The following is a 16209-nucleotide window of genomic DNA, read 5'->3' on the forward strand; positions in this document are numbered from 1 at the left end:
TTATACCTAGCAAATCTCAAACAATTCTTGATTATCAGGTATAAATACCCAATAGTCAGACATCACCTGAAACATTGCATAAATAAAACCAACAGCTATTAACCGCTGCTAGTTTACTTATTTTGTACTTGCATGGTTAAAGAGTAATTTCTTTAACAGTTCATTCGATAATTGTAAATACTTATTGGAGGAGTCCAAATCTCCCTTATTTTTGAAAATGTCCGCTAACCGCTCGGAGTATGTTACAGCTTTATAGAGGTTATACTGCTTCATCATGGGCAAACCACATTCGATTAAATAATCAGTGAGTCTTTTGTCATCTTTTATGGCCTCCAAATATAGAACCATTAACTCTACATATTTACTGGACTGTTCATTTTTGAAGTTCTTCAGGACATCCTTCAACATATTAATGGCCTTCTCGTTTTCTTTTAAATCGAGCAATATTTGTATAATTTCAATTAAGGTGCTGAAATAAGTGGTAGTATGTCTGGTTTTCAAGTTAAGAGATTGAGTGTAATAGTCCAGCGACTCGCGGAGTTTTCCCTTTTTTTTATTCAATAACCCAAAGTTATGAAGGGCACTTATCTTCGTGCCATTATCCTTCAGCATTTCGGCATCATTTAAGGCGGTTTCGAGCATGGTTTCCGCCCGTTCAAGGTCATTGATGTAAATTAAATTTGCGGATAAGCCTATCTTTACATGCAGGATCCGAGAAATATTCCCGGTATTTTGAAAGATTCCCAATGCCTTATAAGAGTAGTGGAGGGATAAAGTAAAATGTTTCAATAGTCCATGCACAGCCGCTTTGTAATAGTAGAAATCCGTTACTTTATCGCTGAAAAGTTCAGCATTATTCTCTATTTTATCCATGATGGAAATCGCATCTAAATATTGAAGTTTTTGTGCGTAATAAATTCCCTGAAAGAAATCCCAAAGGTGTTTTTCAAACGCAGAGTATTTGTTTATATTTTTTTTCAGCTTATGAGAAACTCTTTCAAATTCGGAAGGATTATTTGTAAAAAGTAAATATCGAAGCATGTATAATTCATACAAGTAGATCATTTCCGTACATTGTATAAAGTCTCTATGCTCTTCCAATTCCTTTTTCAATCTTTCGGCATGATCTCTATGAAGCCTCTCCATCGCTTCATAGAATTGTGACAGCTTTCGCATTAACTTTTGTGTTTTCTTATTTTCTTCCTCGATCGAAATGCCTAGTCGTTTGCAAAGCAATTCCAGGGTTTCCAGATTCACCTCTTTGGAATTATTTTCGATCTTACTTAAATGGGTCGATGAACATATGCCCTGGCAAAGTTGTTCTTGAGTCATATATTGCTTTTTGCGATGGTAGTAAATAACTCTTCCAATAGACATCTTAGCACTTCCCTCTTTTTATTTATCTATTATTATACAAGCTATTAACTATAAGTCTATACATCTCTCAGTCTAAAGTAATAGATAAAATAGCCATAAGAATCTTACAAAATAAACCTTTCGTCTGATTAAATCAATGGATGAAGTGGACGAAGTCATGAAGAAAACGGAGTTAACTGGAGCGACCATCCAGAAAAAGCCACAGAAAACGGACTGGAGGGGTAGCTGGCTATAGTGGATACTTTACCGACCTTGACGGTTACTACTGGGAAGTTGCTTACGGGGAAGCTTCGGAGTTTGATGAATCGAATATGTTAGTGAGTGAGGATGTATGAGAATAGCTACAGGCATTGACCTGTAGCTTTTATTGTAGGACTTATAAGTATGGAAGAAGGTTTAATAATAGAAAAAGCAAGACGCAAAGCATCCCAGAAGTATAGAACATGATGCAACGAAAAAGGGATTAATGTAGCTTATTTTTTCCTCATTAGAAGAAGGAGAATATTTTCCTAATGTCTGTACTGCTACAGTGGCTTCATCAAATTTAGACGGTCCACCACTATACGTGATAAAGGCAGCGACAATGCTTGTAATGAAAGCAACATTACTTTTAGTTCTTGAAGCATCGGGTTGATTCCTGATGCTTTTTCATTGACTCACTGCCCCTATTGCTTACTAACCCTGATATAGATAATAGTCCTGAGAATGGTAATTCTTAAATCCACAAGATTCATATAGTTTGAGTGCATTTGCGTTTTTAGCTTCTACTTCCAGGAAGATAGGCTGGCCTTTTTCACTCTTCATTTTGACGACTTTGGATAATGCTTTTCTGCCAATCCCTTTTCCTTGGAGATCGGGGAAGACTGCGAACCCATATATCCATGCTTCCCCATCCGTTTCGGAAACACGGATTTTCCCAGCAATTCTTCCTTCTGCTTCAATGATGAACATATCTTCCCCGTTTAGTTCCCTCATCCGCTTGTTAAATTCCCTTGCTTCTTGTTCACTAAATCCAAAACAGGCCACTTCAAGCTGAATTTCCGCATCCCAATCTTCCTGTGAAGCCGATGGTCTAATTGTCACCGCAGGATCCTCATATACGTCCGTTGGATGCCATTTCATTTGATATTCCGTCATCGAAAACGTGCAGGGAATGTTGGCTAAAAACCTCTTGGCTGTTTGGGATGAGCTTGGCGGATTCAACAAGATGGTCTTGGCATTTTGTTGCTTTGCCTCTTCTACAGCCATCGCAAACAATGTAGAAAAAATCCCTTTCCCACGGTAGCCCGGGTGAACCATTCCGGTCATCTCTACTTTATTGCCGAATCCGTAGCTTCCAAGAAACCCGACAAGCTGCCCATCTTCATAATGAAAGAAGTCTTCCTTGCTGTTTTCATCCCGGTTTTCGAGCATATCAATATTTAGCTTGAGTTCGAAACCTCCTTGTTGTTCACAGATGTGTTGGAGTTGTTTGATTTGGAGTAATTGGTCTTTTGTTAGCATTGTTTGCACCTCTATAGTTAGTTTTTTCATGTTTCCAAACACATAACCATTCCCTGAAATACAAAATTTCGGGCTACGGTTTTCTTTCTTGAGGGTGGCTTGTGTACGAAAGCATATGTACAACACCCCTTATTTTAAAGATGGGTCACTACCTTCCCCACATACAACGGGATACCATCAGGAACAAACTCTCCACCATTCACTGCGACCGGTCCCAGTAGCTGATTTGGTTCAAGATTAATTCGCTGCTCGAACAACTCAGACAAAAACGCATCTAAATCGGTAGTGTTCCTTGTAATATTCTTGGAGTTTAATTGATCAGAATAAAATTCATGAACAAGGAAAATGGCTTGTGTGGCGCCGAACTCTCTTGCTTCGATAAGCGTTCCGGCAATGGCGTGCAGAAGTTGATATCTGAGGTGTTCACTGGTATTCGTGCCAAGGATAGAGGATGTTAGTTGCTCGATTCTGTTTGGTACATTGGATCGTGCGCTCACATTCTTCAGGTACTCCCCTACTACCTTCCCATAGGCCTCATCCGCCTTAGCTTCCACCGATAGGAGAATTCTTTCCTTCCCGGCTTCTCCGAGTAGAACGAGATCATGATTTCTCCCTTTCCCGTAATTGTCCAGTCTGGTTTCTTTCTCGGGGTATGCTTCAGAAATAATCAGGCCCTGCGTAATATCATTAGCATCGAACAAGTCCTGCACCTCTTCCGGAACCATTGCTTCACCATCCCGAAACCAGCATTTCGCTAATTCCATTGCACTTCTGAAATCTTTCAAATGCCCACCCTTCTTGGCAGGAGCTGCGTAGGTGAGCCAATCACTTAACGATTGGATTTCTTCATTGCTTTTACCATAAACTTTGATCATATTGATCCCTCCTATTTACCTATCAATCTATACACGCCTGGCCTAACTCTACCTAATTGTCTGTATCTAGTGGGGACAGTAGAGCTATTGTTCCCTCCCAATTCCCGTGGGACCATATCAGCCATGGTAGTCCCGAAATCCTTCCACTTCTCTCCGTATTGCTTTGTAACCCAATCTTTTATATCAGCAATACTTCTTTCGTTTCCGAGCGCTTTAAATGCTTCTAAGACAGCTTCAGTCTGGGTTTTCATGTTATCCTCCAATCAAACAAACTAGTTATTTTTGAGCTACATCATTTTATCCTCAATTAATTTATACAAGTTTAGGGTGGCGTTGGTGATGAACTTACTTAGTATCTGTAACAATTATTGATTTACCACTTAACATTTCCGCTAGTGTGTAATACCTTGGTCCTGCATTATTTTTTTCAGGATGTGGATTATGAGGTAATGAAATATGTTCTGTTTCTGATAATATGTAAAATTTATATGTATCATTACTTTTAAACCCATGACCCTTTTTCCTATCTATAATGTATGCTAATAACCGTTCTTTATATGGCATACTACTTTTTAAAACGTCATTCAAAACTGCTTGATTAGCAGGCGGAAGTATCAAAATTTCTTCAATTTTATACAGTCTGTTCATTACACCTCCATTTTTTTGACGGAAAGTAATGAAGAGCGGATCACGATAATTGTAGGATGGGGTGTTGGGGCATGCATGAACTTGATATTTATTAATTTCCATAAATGTTTTACCTGCTGGTACTGAAAGTATTTCTTTTTCGAAATAGTTCATATTTTTATCTACTCCAGTGATAAATTGATAGTAGTCTCTAACAATTAATAAATTGGTAGTATCTAAGCTTAATTTTATTATTCTATGAAGTATGTGTATAACCTCGATCCACGTTAAAGAGGCGAAATTACTTGTTTGAAAGGGGTATGTATATTTGGTTAGGGCAACTGCAAATTTAGGAATACCTTCATCATTTGGGAAGAATTTCGAATCCACATACCTATGCATTTGTTTTTCGAGATCTTGATTAAATTCTGACTTGATACTTTTTGCTTCAATAACTAACACAAGTGCTTTCCGATTCTTGTTGAAAAAAGATAATGTAATATCTCTCCTTATTCTCTTCTCAGTGATGCTTGTCATCTCAGCATCTACCGTTACAAATTCACTATCTAAAAAGTCAAGATATTCACTTGTGGATAGGGATTCCTTTATTGCCTTTTGTACTTTATTTATTGACAAAAAGTCATTTAAGAATCTAGCGGAAAGACTAAGCAAATAAGCTAACCCTTTGGTTTGTTTTGTTTCATGGGTACCATCAATTAAGTCAAATAATGAAGACTTATACTTACTATTTTCATTTTGATACATTCTAAAAATTGTATTAGGCATGTGATTAAGCATGAAATGGCTCCTATTTTACTTTAGTAAAAAGATAATTAATAAACATACAAGAATCAGCATTTGCTTTATATAAAGCCCAATGCTTCTCCTACCAATTGTCTAAATTTAGTTTGAAATCGCCACAGGAAATCAGCTGTATTAATCCGATATTTAGAGTCAAAATAACCTTTTCAATTTAATATTTATAATAAGAACCTAATCTCCATTGATTCCATTGGTTCTTTTTTTCTGCCCTCCCAGGTGCTATACAATAGTCATTTATCAACGTAGCATCACCTTTATAATCAAAAGGAAGTAAATCTTTATTTTGATATACATATCGAGCAATAAATTTCCGTGCAACAGTAATACCAGGTAAATCATCCTTTAATAACTCAATTTTTCCAGCAAAGATTTTCTCTACTTTATAAGGTTGATGCGCTTTACTTCCTGTTATAACAAAATGAAGTTCCTCACTCTTATTTATATGACTTATTATTTCTTTAGGCATACCTGATGATCGCCTCTTGGACATAAATTTATTTTTTAATAGTAGAAAGTTTTGCAAAAAATATTTAAGAACTTCATCATTAGTTTCAATTTCCGCTAAACTATCCATAACATCATCCCAAGTAAGGCGAATAACCTGAACATCTTCCCTATTTATTAATCTTTTGTGTGCTGTAATCTGGCCTTCATCTAAAACCCCTCTTATTTTGAATTCCATAAGTAAGTTGAAATTAACCCCACATATCCATGCATCTGGTATTGAGCCAGAATTATCCTCTAATTTAGAATGGGATAAACCACTTTTATAAGGGGCAATACCGATAACATATTCATATTTTTTTGCTTGCTGAGGGCAATACTTCTTTCTGGTATGTATTGATAGGGAAGAATATTGAAAATCACTAGATTTCTGAGGTAAAATTTTCTTAATAAATTGAGGTAAAATAAATTGGTTTTTATAATCTAAGATACACATTAAAATGTGTGTGTAATGGTCTTCTTCTTGCCCCTGATACTTAAAGATGTTCAACCTTTTCACTCCTAAAAATAGAGTTTTTGTTACTTCCCCGTCCTTTTTTACAGTGTGGACACCTAGGTGAAATTCTTCTTTGGAGGGGCAATGTGTTATACTCATTTCTATTAAATTGATGAAATTTTTCATACAAACTAATGAATCGTTTGTCTTATTCCCAGAAGGCTTACTTATTAATTTTTCTTATCCCAGGTACAAAATCATTTCTACACCACCTTACAAATGTACCTGAATGACGAAGGTATGTTTTTGCTGTTTTTTCTTCTAGCAATCCTTCTTTCAACTTTTCTTCGACCTCTTGTTCATATTCTTGATACAGTTCTTCTAATTTCTTAATAAAATCTTCAGGTGCTCTCATTTTCTTCACTCCTTATCCTTTTCGCTCGCTGAAAGCCCAAAGGGATGTCTCTTTCTTTCCTGATTTTCTTTCGAGTAACCTCTCCTTTATTCAACCTTGGGAAAACAACCTTCTTCACAAAAACAATGATAATATTATTTAAATCTAATGACGGCTCTAATTTCTGATAAACCCACGATGATCTTTGTATTTGTTGTTAAGGAAACATTCTATTTAAGTAATAATGTATCTCTCAGGCCCCTTAAAAACTTCTTTCACATGCCAGTAAATAAAGTCATCTTTTGGATAGTACCTTGTCTCAATCGGGTTCATTATCTCATTTCCGTGATATCTCATCAGCCATTCATCAAACCCATTGGTACCATGCGCATCTTGTGACACAATCATTCGCCGAGCATTATTGATTGTAAAAACTCCTCTATCAAAAAGCTTATGATGTAGCGAGCATAGGGCAATCCCATTCTCCTCAACATCCGGACCACCAGCCTGGTGCCATTTGATGTGAGCAGCTTCTACTCCAACCAGAGTATGGGCCAACCGAACATTAAACCCACAAACAGCGCAACTATAACCATAAGCTCTGAGTATCTTATCCCTGAACTTAGAATCTCTTTTTCTCTTTTTTGAGTAGGTAAAGGAGAAGTCCAAGCCAACCGCACTGATAATATCATCATGTATGGAAGCAGGAAAATGCTGCTCGAGAATGATCTGGGCAAGCTCTGGGATATGGTCCATATTGTCTTTTAGCGTCCTATAAACTTCAGTAATAAAACCTCCTGAAACACCTTCTTCCAGCAGCTTTTTATTATTCGGGTTGGACAGATTAACAGCCGTGTCTAACTCCCAAATGCCATCTCTTGAAAGCCTGACAAATGGCTCCTCCGGATGATAGGACTTCCTAATAGGACCAAAATCTACAAGCAGTTGCTTTAGATCCTGCCCCGCTTGTTCATAAGATAATAACCTCGGATTCCCCTTTTGCAACTGTCCCAGCGCATACAGTAACAACAAAGGCTTATGGGGCGCTCTTTGTTTCCCTTCTTCCAAATGGTCAGGTTGCTTATTGCGTTTTTTAATTCTTCCAGATTCATAGGGTTTACCTCTATTGTTTTGATTTTGAGTGGGTATCAATCTTCAACTTCTACTAAAAATATCCTCTTTTGGAATCCTCCACGCTTTTCCGCTTTCTCCTGGCGAACCTTTTCTACTTCTTCTATAGATGATTCCTGATAACTTGCCAAAGCATGGATGATTTCTAGTAAGTCTGCAAGTTCTTCTATTGCTTCCTCGTTTGATGGGGCTGTACAATACTCATCAAGTTCTTCGTAGCTTTTTTGTTTGAGGTATTTTATATAGTCATGGTTATTTAAAATTTTGGTTGTGTACTTCTTACCTGTTGCTTCAATTTTTTGTGGAATTTTGTCTCGGACTAGTTTGTTGTAAGTTGGCATAGGTTGCCCCTCCAAATATTAATTGGATTAGAAATTTCTTTCCTTAATATTGTCTATCTCTTGTTTTAAATCACTTATTACTCTCTTTTGTTCATTGATAAGTTTTGTGGCCACTTTTATCATAAAAATAAAAAATTAAAGTTGCTAGAATCGCTAATGAAAACAAGAAAATATCATCCATCGCATCTCGCCCCCTATTTTTATCTTAATCTTTCTCATCAACAATATGTAATAACCTATCATGGATGCTTTTCCAATCCCCATTCAAATCCACCGTACAAACCCTAACCTCAAACCCATGCATTCTATATTTCAAATCAACCTTTTTATGAACCTCCGGATACAAAAGTACGCCACAAGCTTTTCTGTGAGAATAGTATTCTTCATTCTTCAGGTAAGCAAAAAGTTGATACAGGTGAGCACTTCTAACCGTTTCTTTTTCCCAATGTGCGGTGAAGATATCTTTGTAAAACTTGGTGTCGATGATGTATTTTCTCTCATCGTATTCGAGTGAAATATCTGTTGTCATTTTGGGTAGGGATTCTGTTTCTTCCCCTTCTGCTGGCCAATAGAGTGATTCACTTTTTGCTTTAGAACCCCGGATTTCTTTACGGTAGAAGTTCTTCACGAAATCTTCAAAGAGCTTGGCGAGCTTTTGATGTTCACGGGAGTAATCCTGGAAATGTTGCTCTGCTTCGCCTTCATGCATTAAGGAGTTTTCCCATATAAACTGACAAATGCTTAAAAGGAACTGGTAATGCTGGTTGTTCCGATGTAGGTTGATTTCTTTAAACAACCTGCTTGAGACTTTCACCAAAGAAATGCCTCCAAAGTAAGGAAGGGTTTTAGTTATTTCTTCTTTATGTCCTTTCTCTAAAAGGTCTAGCTTTGAAAGGTGATATAAAGTCGTCTTGATAATTTGGTTATGTAGGATGTTATGTGTCATTTCATCCTCAAGGATGTGCAGTTTCCCTCTCCTGTAAGAGAAGGTTTCCATTGATTCCTTGAAGAGAATCTTACCTCGAATAATTCCAGACTCATCCCTTGTTTGAATGTATTCCTTGTAAAAGCCCTTTTTTATGAGGGCTTTTACTTTAATCAGCAATACTTTACTTAGCAGATTTACTAGGTCATTCTCATCTTCTCCAAATACAGAAATAAAGTCTTTTTCTTGCGGGTGATTCCAAGCATAGGCAAGCATGTAATAGATGTTTTTTATAGGAATTCGACTAGGATTTTCGGATGAGATCATCGACCTTATCCTCCTGGTCAAACCAATACTCTGCAAGTAATGGCTTAATTTCCAGACGAACTACTCGTTCATACCAAGCTTGTTCATCTGTTACTTTTCCATCCGGTGAGAAATAGCTGTGCCCAATTTTAAAGTCTTTCCCTAAATTCACCACATCACTAGCTATTTCATCATTCACTTCTTGCATGAATGTAATAATCTTCTCAATGAACCCTTGGCTGACACCCCTTGTTTTCAAGAATTCAGTGAAAGCAGGTGTTGAAAAGCCAGGGACAATATCAATAAAAGCAAATCTTCTTCTAAGGGCATAATCTACAAGCGCTAATGAGCGATCCGCTGTATTCATCGTGGCTATTACATAAACATTTTCTGGAATATAGAAGGTTTCTTCCCCCTTGCTATAAGCAAGCTTAATGGCATAGTTACTTCCTCGCTTATCTGCTTCTATAAGCATCATCACTTCTCCAAAAATCTTGGAGAGGTTTCCACGGTTGATTTCATCAATAATAAAATAGAAATTCTCTTCAGGCTTCTCTTTTGCTTTTTTACAAAACGAATAAAATAACCCGTCTTGCAGTTTGAAATGTCCTTCTTCATTCGGCTTAAATCCTCTGATGAATTCCTCATAGGAATAGGATTGGTGAAATTGGACCATTTCTATGTTTTCTGGCTGTTTTTTCTGCATGTGCAAATAAGCAAGTCGCTTTGCTACAAAGGTTTTACCAACGCCAGGTGGTCCTTGAAGAATGATATTTTTCTTGTAATCTAGGGACTCTATGGCATCCTCTATCTTCTCTAAATCCATAAATACATCTTTAGAGATATCTTCTACTGTATAAGGCACTTCATTTACCGTCGATTCGCCAGATGGCGGTACTCCATAGTCGTTTTCGTTTTTATCTTCGATCCGTTTTAATATTGTTTCCACAAACTCTTCATAATCTGTGATATCTGTTAGAGTCTTCATATTAACCGGCAAATCGGAGACATCCCATTCTCCTTGCTTTTTCCACTCCACCTCACGAACAGATTGCTGGTACCCATTCTCAGGATCATAGTGATAATCAGAGGTGATTTCACCAAGAGCAATAATTTTACCTACACCACGTTTTATTAGGACAATATCTCCTTGCTTCATCTCGCGAACAAACTGTTCATTAGCAAGGGCATCATTTGTCGGTGTGTGCTCTGTGTTATAAAGCTCCCTTAGCTTTTCCGTAATCTCTCGCTTGTTTTTATACTTTCTCAAATCACCTAGCTTGTTCCAGCCAATCGAGATGTTTCCTTTACTAACGAAATTGTCCCAGAATTTATTGTTTTCACCAGCAGACATTAACCAATATCTTGGTGCTACAAACTCTTCTTCATCTTCTATTTTCACTTTACTCTTTTCAAAAACAAAACTAAGAAATTGGTCTATTTCATAGTTAACCGGCAAGTCAGTAAAGCGGCCAACTATCGTTTCGTACTTATTAGAAAGTTGGTTTGTCATCAACACATTCTGGAATTTCATAAATTTTCGTGCAAAAGTATCTCTACGAATATACCCCGGATCAAGTCCTAATACATTCTCAACTGCTACTCTGTCTCTTTGGTTATAGAAGCAGTATTCTTCTGGAAAAATGTTTCCTATAATCTCACTAAGAGCGTTTACACTAATACCAAAAAGCTTATAATCCTCATGTTGCAAAAACTTATCCATTCTTGTTTCAAGAGTATCTTGCCCGTGAACGAGGTAGTGAAAGCTATTACGATATTTTTCAATCGGAGCATTCATAAATCCAAAAGCCCTGCTACGCGCAATAGCCATTCGATAACTATTTACATGGGCACCGATCTTCTGAAAATCCTCCCACTCCATTTTCAATATAAATTCTGGATCTTTATATTGTTGGAAGTAGTTATATGCCTTTGTTATGTACTCCACTTCCGTCAAAAAGCCATCTGCCTCTTGCTTGTAATATTGGAGGTAGCTTTCTACTAAATCCATATTTGTCTTTTCTTCTAGCTTAATAGGATTGTTCCAGAACCGATCTAAGTAACCAAACTCTTCATCAGTCAATTTATAATTCGTCATTTGTGGTGCACGAATAATTAATAGTTGACTAGTTTCCGGAACCTCCTTAAGCTTATGGCGTAACAGCATACCCTCTTCTTTCGTTAACCTGCAATCCAACACTTTTAGCTCCACAGAAGGGTAATCGTCCTCCCCAACAAACGATTCCGTCACAACCTCTGTTAGCGCAATAATTCCACCGCTATTTTTCTCTTCACCATCGGATCGCCAAATAAAAACCTTGTCACCAATGCTGATGTCATTACTAAATTGTTTCTGTCTTATACTCCAATCAATCACATTCCCTTTTTTTACATACTCATTAATATCATGAAGATGCGGGTACTTCTCATTATCTATCGTAAACCGTTGTGGGTTTCCTTGAAAAATCCAGTAAGACATTTTTCTACCTCCTTGTTTCATCTATTTAAAATATATTTCGACAAAAAACCAGGATTTACCTTCCTATTAATGTCATGATTTCCCCTTTTGTATAATCGTGATATCATATCAGTAGTTCTTAAATAGAGGTGTCCTAATGAAAAAAACAGTTAAAGTTGTCGCAGCTATCATAGAAAATGAGCAGAACGAAATTCTTTGTGCTCTCCGCTCGCCATCAATGGCTATCCCAAATATGTGGGAATTTCCAGGTGGGAAAGTAGAAAAAGATGAAGATATATATTCTGCTTTAGAGCGAGAAATTGTAGAAGAAATGAATTGTAAAATTAGGGCTGGTGAGCTATTCCATGATAATATCCATGAATATGAGACATTTATCATTAATCTTATGGCTATTAAATGCAAGATAACTGAAGCAGAACCAGTCCCAAATGAACACTCTAAGCTTGTATGGCTAAAGAGAGAAAATTTAGCTTCCTTAGTATGGGCTCCAGCAGATATACCTGCGGTTGAGCAATTAATAGCAGAAAAAGTGTAGTCGCAATTGACTACACTTTTTCTGTTAACTCTGTATATAAGACTGGTGGGATCTGGTGTTCCAGTTCTAAGAGAACCGTAATAGGTTTGTTTCCTTCGTACTTAATGGAATTACCCTTCCCGATATAAATATATGGTTCAGTCTTTCCCCTATCTATTTCTTTATATTTTCTCACAAACAGGTGAAGATTCACACCTCTTTGCTTATTACGGACTAAGTCCTGCCCTCTTTCTGTGTGCTGAGAGGTATTGTTGACAGATTGCCATTGAAAGTGGCCTGGATCTATGAATTTATCTTTATAGTTGATACTGTCTTTGATGTTTTCTTCTTTATGAAGATCAATATACAAGAAAAATTCCTTTCCGTTTACCACTAGTCCCGAACCTCTAAATGAGCTATGGGTTTTTCGATAATTTGATAGTAATGCCGCATCCACCATTTGATATTGCTCATAGAGTTTAAAGTGAGGCACCCCATAATACTCTTCCCTATACTCTCTTTCATATCGGAAGATTCCATAGCTAACAATATCTTCAATATACTGCCTAAACACATCATTTTGCAGAATGTTATTGAGAAGCTCTGTCTTCACTACTAACCCATTTTGATAGGAGAAAATCTTAGGGATATTCACTACTTGCAGACGATCATAATAATCCTGATTTAAAAATTCAAATGCATGGATAATACTATCCTCATCCACATGCTTAACTAACTTTAGGATTTCATTTTTCGCTTGTTGAAGATTTATTTCATCATGGTCTAGTAAATATTTTATAATAGCAAAGTCGTACACTCTCTTTAACGGTAGCTTACTAGAAAGTTCTTTAATGATAGCCTCGAAAGGTTCATATGATAATAATCTCTTTAACTCCTCTTCTTTTTCAACCTTAGCCAAGAAATGGAGATAAGATTTTTCTTTAGAGATAAACTTTGTTGGATCTGGTGCACCGTCAAACTTCAAATAATCTATTAATAGATATGGAATTCTTCCTTGGTTCATTTGTTTAAATTCATAATACTCTTCTTTTAAGTATTTTAATGAATTAAAGTTTTCTTGATCTATTTGAGCAAGGATTCTTTCCTGAGATATTTTGTCCATTTGTATATGGGTACACCCAGGGATATTTGCAAACCCTGTTGCTATCGCTACCTTCAAACTTTCTTTGTCATAATACCTACTACCATTTAACGCTAAAGCGATAAGAAATGTTTTATTATGATTACCGATGAAGTCTAGTACGGTTAAGAAGTTTTTGTTTGCATGTTTCCGCAATCCACGTCCCAGTTGCTGAATGAAAATAATGGGAGAGTTAGTTGGCCGTAGCATTAGGACGGTATTAACCGAAGGAATATCGACTCCTTCGTTAAAAATATCTACTGTAAAAATAAATTCCAACTCATCCTGATCATTTTCTAATCTATTAATATATTGAGTCCGCTTTTCAGATGAGTCTTCTCCATATAAATAAACACTTTTAAAACCTCTATTGTTGAACTCATCAGACATATACCTTGCATGTTCGATACTTGCACAGAAACCTAAACATTTACGCTTTTCACCATCGAAATCGTAAAAATTCATCTTCTCAATAATGAAATCTACCCTTTCATTAACCTTCAGGCGTTTGGTTACTTCTGCAATATTATCTATGGATACATCACTAAGGTCTACAGCGTCTATATCTGTTATGCCAAAGTAATGAAACGGAATAACCAATTCGTCCTCTAGTGCATCATGTAATCTAACTTCAAGAGCAACGTTGTTATCAAACAGATCAAACACATTATAACTATCACTTCTTTCAGGGGTTGCCGTCATCCCAAGAGTGAATTTCGGATTAAAATACTCAAGAATTCTTTGATAGGTAGAACTTGTGGCATGATGTGCTTCATCAATAATGATGTAGTCAAACTCCTCTCTATCAAACTCATATAAACAGTTATTAATAGATAAATTCGTAGAAAAGACAAAGTCCACATTTTTTTGTTTTTGATTTCCTGTTAATAACCCAAAGGTATATCCCTCATTAGGTAACAACTTTTCGAAGGTTTCCTTGGCTTTTCTCAAAATTTCTTCACGATGAACGACAAACAGAAGTTTTTTTGGTTTAAATCTCTTCACATCGAATGCAGACATATATGTTTTCCCTGTCCCAGTTGCAGCAATAACTAGAGCCTTCTTCTCTCCGTAGTATCTAAGACGTTCAAGGTTTTCTGTTGCTTTTTTCTGCATTCTATTCGGTACAATATACTCACTATTCTCATAGATAAGCTGCTTTCTCCAACCACTACCTTGAATGTTCTTTAAAAAATCTTCATACCTTTTTATAAAGTCTGCATCAGCATCCACGCTTGTGTTCCACAGATAGTCATATTCTTTAAGTACATCTTTTATAAAATTTGCATCGTGTTTAGAGATGATTTCTACATTCCATTCTATGTTGCTTTTAAGGGCACTCTGCGTAATATTGGACGAGCCTATGATTACTTTATAACTATCAGAATACTCAAAGATATATGCTTTTGTATGAAATCCTAATTCCTTATCTGTAACAAACACCTTTAGATCTACATTACAAAACTCTTTGAGTTTCTCTAACGCCTTTGCATCCGTGAAATTTAAGTAAGTGGATGTAATTATCTTGCCCTTTACCCCTCGATCAGCTGCTTCCTTAATAGGATCTAACAAAAGCTGTAAACCACTAAAGTTAATAAAAGCAACACTAAAATAAAAACTAACGCATTCGCTCATCGACTTGGTTAGTTCAGTTAACAGATTACCTCTTTCTGAGTTAACTATGAGCTTTTCCTCAATCATACATATCCCCTACTATTCATTTATCTTTATCACTCTCTTTTGTGTTTCTTCCCTTTTCTGTCGCTGCCATTCCTCAAAATAACCCGTAAACTCCGACTCCCCCGAATACGATATACAAAGATACTCCTTCGCCCTCGTCATCCCAATATACATCAATGAAACTTCCCGCTCTTTATCTTTTTCTAATGGGAATGGCATGGTGTCGGCTTTGACGATGAAGACTGCTTGGAAGTCGAGGCCCTTGCTGCTGTCAATGGTGCTGATTTTCACGGTTTCTTCTTCACGGTTGAAGGCTCTTTTGCTGGCTTCGTTTTTGGTGATCCAGGTTGCTGGGATGCCTTCTTTTTGGAGCGCCCGTTGGATGGTGCCGATGATGTCTGTTTGATGAGTTCGTTTAACACAATATAATATAAGCATCTCTGAATACGGAACTTTTTTTACATTGTGGAGCTGTTGGATTTGCCTTGCAATGATTTGCATTTCATTTGCAAAACTATCAGCTTTCAGAATTGCTGGTTCTGGTCCTTTTCTTTTGGTGCTTTTCGGCGAGATGATTTCGACACCTTCTGTTTCACTGACTACTACTTTGTTTTGCAAGGAAGAATTCTTTTGGAAAAAGTCCCAGGCACAGCTGACAATTTGAGCAGTATTTCGGTAATTGATATTTAAGATTTTTGATCTTCCGCGGAAATCAAGCCCTGTGTCCTTTAGGCAGCTTCGTTTTCTTGGATAAATAGTTTGAGCACGATCCTCTACAAGTAGGAGAGCTTTTGTTTCAGGGTTGAGAAACAAGCTGTCGAGGTGAAGATAGCGTGCTTCAAAATCCTGGCCATCGTCAATGAGGATGGCATCGTTTTTAGGAGAGATCGCCTCTCTGAGGGAAATGCCCAATTACCGCAGTTTCCATGAGCGACAGATTCGCAACTATAGGGATATCCTCAGTCTTGTACTGCTGTAGTTTAGTAATCCCTTTAGGAGTAAAACTACTGGAGATATCATGTTCCTGTAAGAAATCAAGCCAAACAGAATATTCAAGCGTTGTTGCTAAATCTGCTCCCTTTTCAAAAAAAACCTCTGTAAAGGTCAAGTTATTGTATTTCTTGAAAGCCAGGAATAACGTTCTGTTCAGTTGG

The 16209-nt window shown here is 36.9% G+C and carries 13 protein-coding genes and 1 pseudogene; 1 reads left to right on the plus strand and 13 read right to left on the minus strand.

From position 1 onward, the window contains the following. Nucleotides 1-117: 117 nt before the first annotated feature. The 11 genes and pseudogenes from ABN702_RS15950 to ABN702_RS16000 all read right to left on the minus strand — a co-directional run bounded on the left by ABN702_RS15950 (nucleotide 118) and on the right by ABN702_RS16000 (nucleotide 11720). The gene (locus tag ABN702_RS15950) at nucleotides 118-1377 is read right to left on the minus strand and encodes a helix-turn-helix domain-containing protein (RefSeq protein ID WP_417897760.1); all 1260 of its coding nucleotides are present in this window, start codon (nucleotides 1375-1377) and stop codon (nucleotides 118-120) included. A 675-nt stretch (nucleotides 1378-2052) separates the two neighbouring features. After that, the gene (locus ABN702_RS15955; RefSeq protein WP_417897761.1) at nucleotides 2053-2880 is read right to left on the minus strand and encodes a GNAT family N-acetyltransferase; all 828 of its coding nucleotides are present in this window, start codon (nucleotides 2878-2880) and stop codon (nucleotides 2053-2055) included. A gap of 134 nt (nucleotides 2881-3014) precedes the next feature. Beyond that, nucleotides 3015-3755, minus strand: a complete 741-nt coding sequence (locus ABN702_RS15960; RefSeq protein ID WP_417897762.1) for a DUF6946 family protein — start codon at nucleotides 3753-3755, stop codon at nucleotides 3015-3017. A gap of 11 nt (nucleotides 3756-3766) precedes the next feature. Then, nucleotides 3767-4006 carry a hypothetical protein gene (locus tag ABN702_RS15965; RefSeq protein ID WP_417897763.1) on the minus strand — a complete coding sequence of 80 codons (240 nt, stop codon included), beginning with the start codon at nucleotides 4004-4006 and terminating at the stop codon, nucleotides 3767-3769. 94 nt (nucleotides 4007-4100) lie between these two features. Beyond that, entirely contained in the window at nucleotides 4101-5180 is a 1080-nt protein-coding gene (locus ABN702_RS15970) for a hypothetical protein (RefSeq protein ID WP_417897764.1), read from the minus strand. 175 nt (nucleotides 5181-5355) lie between these two features. Beyond that, a complete protein-coding gene (locus tag ABN702_RS15975) occupies nucleotides 5356-6198 on the minus strand; it encodes a hypothetical protein (RefSeq protein WP_417897765.1) in 843 nt (280 codons plus the stop codon). Nucleotides 6199-6367: 169 nt separating this feature from the next. Beyond that, nucleotides 6368-6559, minus strand: a complete 192-nt coding sequence (locus ABN702_RS15980; protein ID WP_417897766.1) for a hypothetical protein — start codon at nucleotides 6557-6559, stop codon at nucleotides 6368-6370. Between the two features lie 213 nt (nucleotides 6560-6772). Next, nucleotides 6773-7650, minus strand: a pseudogene (locus tag ABN702_RS15985) (phosphorothioated DNA-binding restriction endonuclease). A 36-nt stretch (nucleotides 7651-7686) separates the two neighbouring features. Further along, nucleotides 7687-8010, minus strand: a complete 324-nt coding sequence (locus ABN702_RS15990; RefSeq protein WP_417897767.1) for a phosphoribosyl-ATP pyrophosphohydrolase — start codon at nucleotides 8008-8010, stop codon at nucleotides 7687-7689. A gap of 205 nt (nucleotides 8011-8215) precedes the next feature. Next, nucleotides 8216-9262 (minus strand): 5-methylcytosine restriction system specificity protein McrC, encoded by a 1047-nt coding sequence (locus tag ABN702_RS15995; RefSeq protein WP_417897768.1) that lies wholly within the window; start codon nucleotides 9260-9262, stop codon nucleotides 8216-8218. Beyond that, nucleotides 9240-11720, minus strand: a complete 2481-nt coding sequence (locus tag ABN702_RS16000; protein ID WP_417897769.1) for an AAA family ATPase — start codon at nucleotides 11718-11720, stop codon at nucleotides 9240-9242. Before ABN702_RS16000 ends, ABN702_RS15995 begins: the two co-directional genes overlap by 23 nt. Nucleotides 11721-11856: 136 nt before the next feature. Here ABN702_RS16000 and ABN702_RS16005 point away from each other — a divergent pair, with 136 nt between their 5' ends. Continuing rightward, nucleotides 11857-12255 (plus strand): (deoxy)nucleoside triphosphate pyrophosphohydrolase, encoded by a 399-nt coding sequence (locus tag ABN702_RS16005; protein ID WP_417897770.1) that lies wholly within the window; start codon nucleotides 11857-11859, stop codon nucleotides 12253-12255. Nucleotides 12256-12265: 10 nt separating this feature from the next. On the opposite strand, the gene ABN702_RS16010 is transcribed toward ABN702_RS16005, so the two are convergent. Both ABN702_RS16010 and ABN702_RS16015 read right to left on the minus strand, forming a co-directional pair. Next, nucleotides 12266-15076, minus strand: coding sequence for a DEAD/DEAH box helicase (locus tag ABN702_RS16010; RefSeq protein ID WP_417897771.1), 2811 nt, complete (start codon nucleotides 15074-15076; stop codon nucleotides 12266-12268). A 12-nt stretch (nucleotides 15077-15088) separates the two neighbouring features. Next, nucleotides 15089-15967, minus strand: coding sequence for a 3'-5' exonuclease (locus ABN702_RS16015; protein WP_417897772.1), 879 nt, complete (start codon nucleotides 15965-15967; stop codon nucleotides 15089-15091). Nucleotides 15968-16209 lie beyond the last annotated feature (242 nt).

The organism is Bacillus haimaensis, assembly GCF_048270625.1.
Taxonomy (GTDB): domain Bacteria; phylum Bacillota; class Bacilli; order Bacillales; family Bacillaceae_I; genus Sutcliffiella_A; species Sutcliffiella_A haimaensis.

Bases quoted from the DNA above. Each gene is read 5' to 3' on its own strand.
- ABN702_RS15950 (WP_417897760.1), bottom strand. From the start codon at position 1,377: ATGTCTATTGGAAGAGTTATTTACTACCATCGCAAAAAGCAATATATG.
- ABN702_RS15955 (WP_417897761.1), bottom strand. From the start codon at position 2,880: ATGCTAACAAAAGACCAATTACTCCAAATCAAACAACTCCAACACATC.
- ABN702_RS15960 (WP_417897762.1), bottom strand. From the start codon at position 3,755: ATGATCAAAGTTTATGGTAAAAGCAATGAAGAAATCCAATCGTTAAGT.
- ABN702_RS15965 (WP_417897763.1), bottom strand. From the start codon at position 4,006: ATGAAAACCCAGACTGAAGCTGTCTTAGAAGCATTTAAAGCGCTCGGA.
- ABN702_RS15970 (WP_417897764.1), bottom strand. From the start codon at position 5,180: ATGCTTAATCACATGCCTAATACAATTTTTAGAATGTATCAAAATGAA.
- ABN702_RS15980 (WP_417897766.1), bottom strand. From the start codon at position 6,559: ATGAGAGCACCTGAAGATTTTATTAAGAAATTAGAAGAACTGTATCAA.
- ABN702_RS15990 (WP_417897767.1), bottom strand. From the start codon at position 8,010: ATGCCAACTTACAACAAACTAGTCCGAGACAAAATTCCACAAAAAATT.
- ABN702_RS15995 (WP_417897768.1), bottom strand. From the start codon at position 9,262: ATGATCTCATCCGAAAATCCTAGTCGAATTCCTATAAAAAACATCTAT.
- ABN702_RS16000 (WP_417897769.1), bottom strand. From the start codon at position 11,720: ATGTCTTACTGGATTTTTCAAGGAAACCCACAACGGTTTACGATAGAT.
- ABN702_RS16005 (WP_417897770.1), top strand. From the start codon at position 11,857: ATGAAAAAAACAGTTAAAGTTGTCGCAGCTATCATAGAAAATGAGCAG.
- ABN702_RS16010 (WP_417897771.1), bottom strand. From the start codon at position 15,076: ATGATTGAGGAAAAGCTCATAGTTAACTCAGAAAGAGGTAATCTGTTA.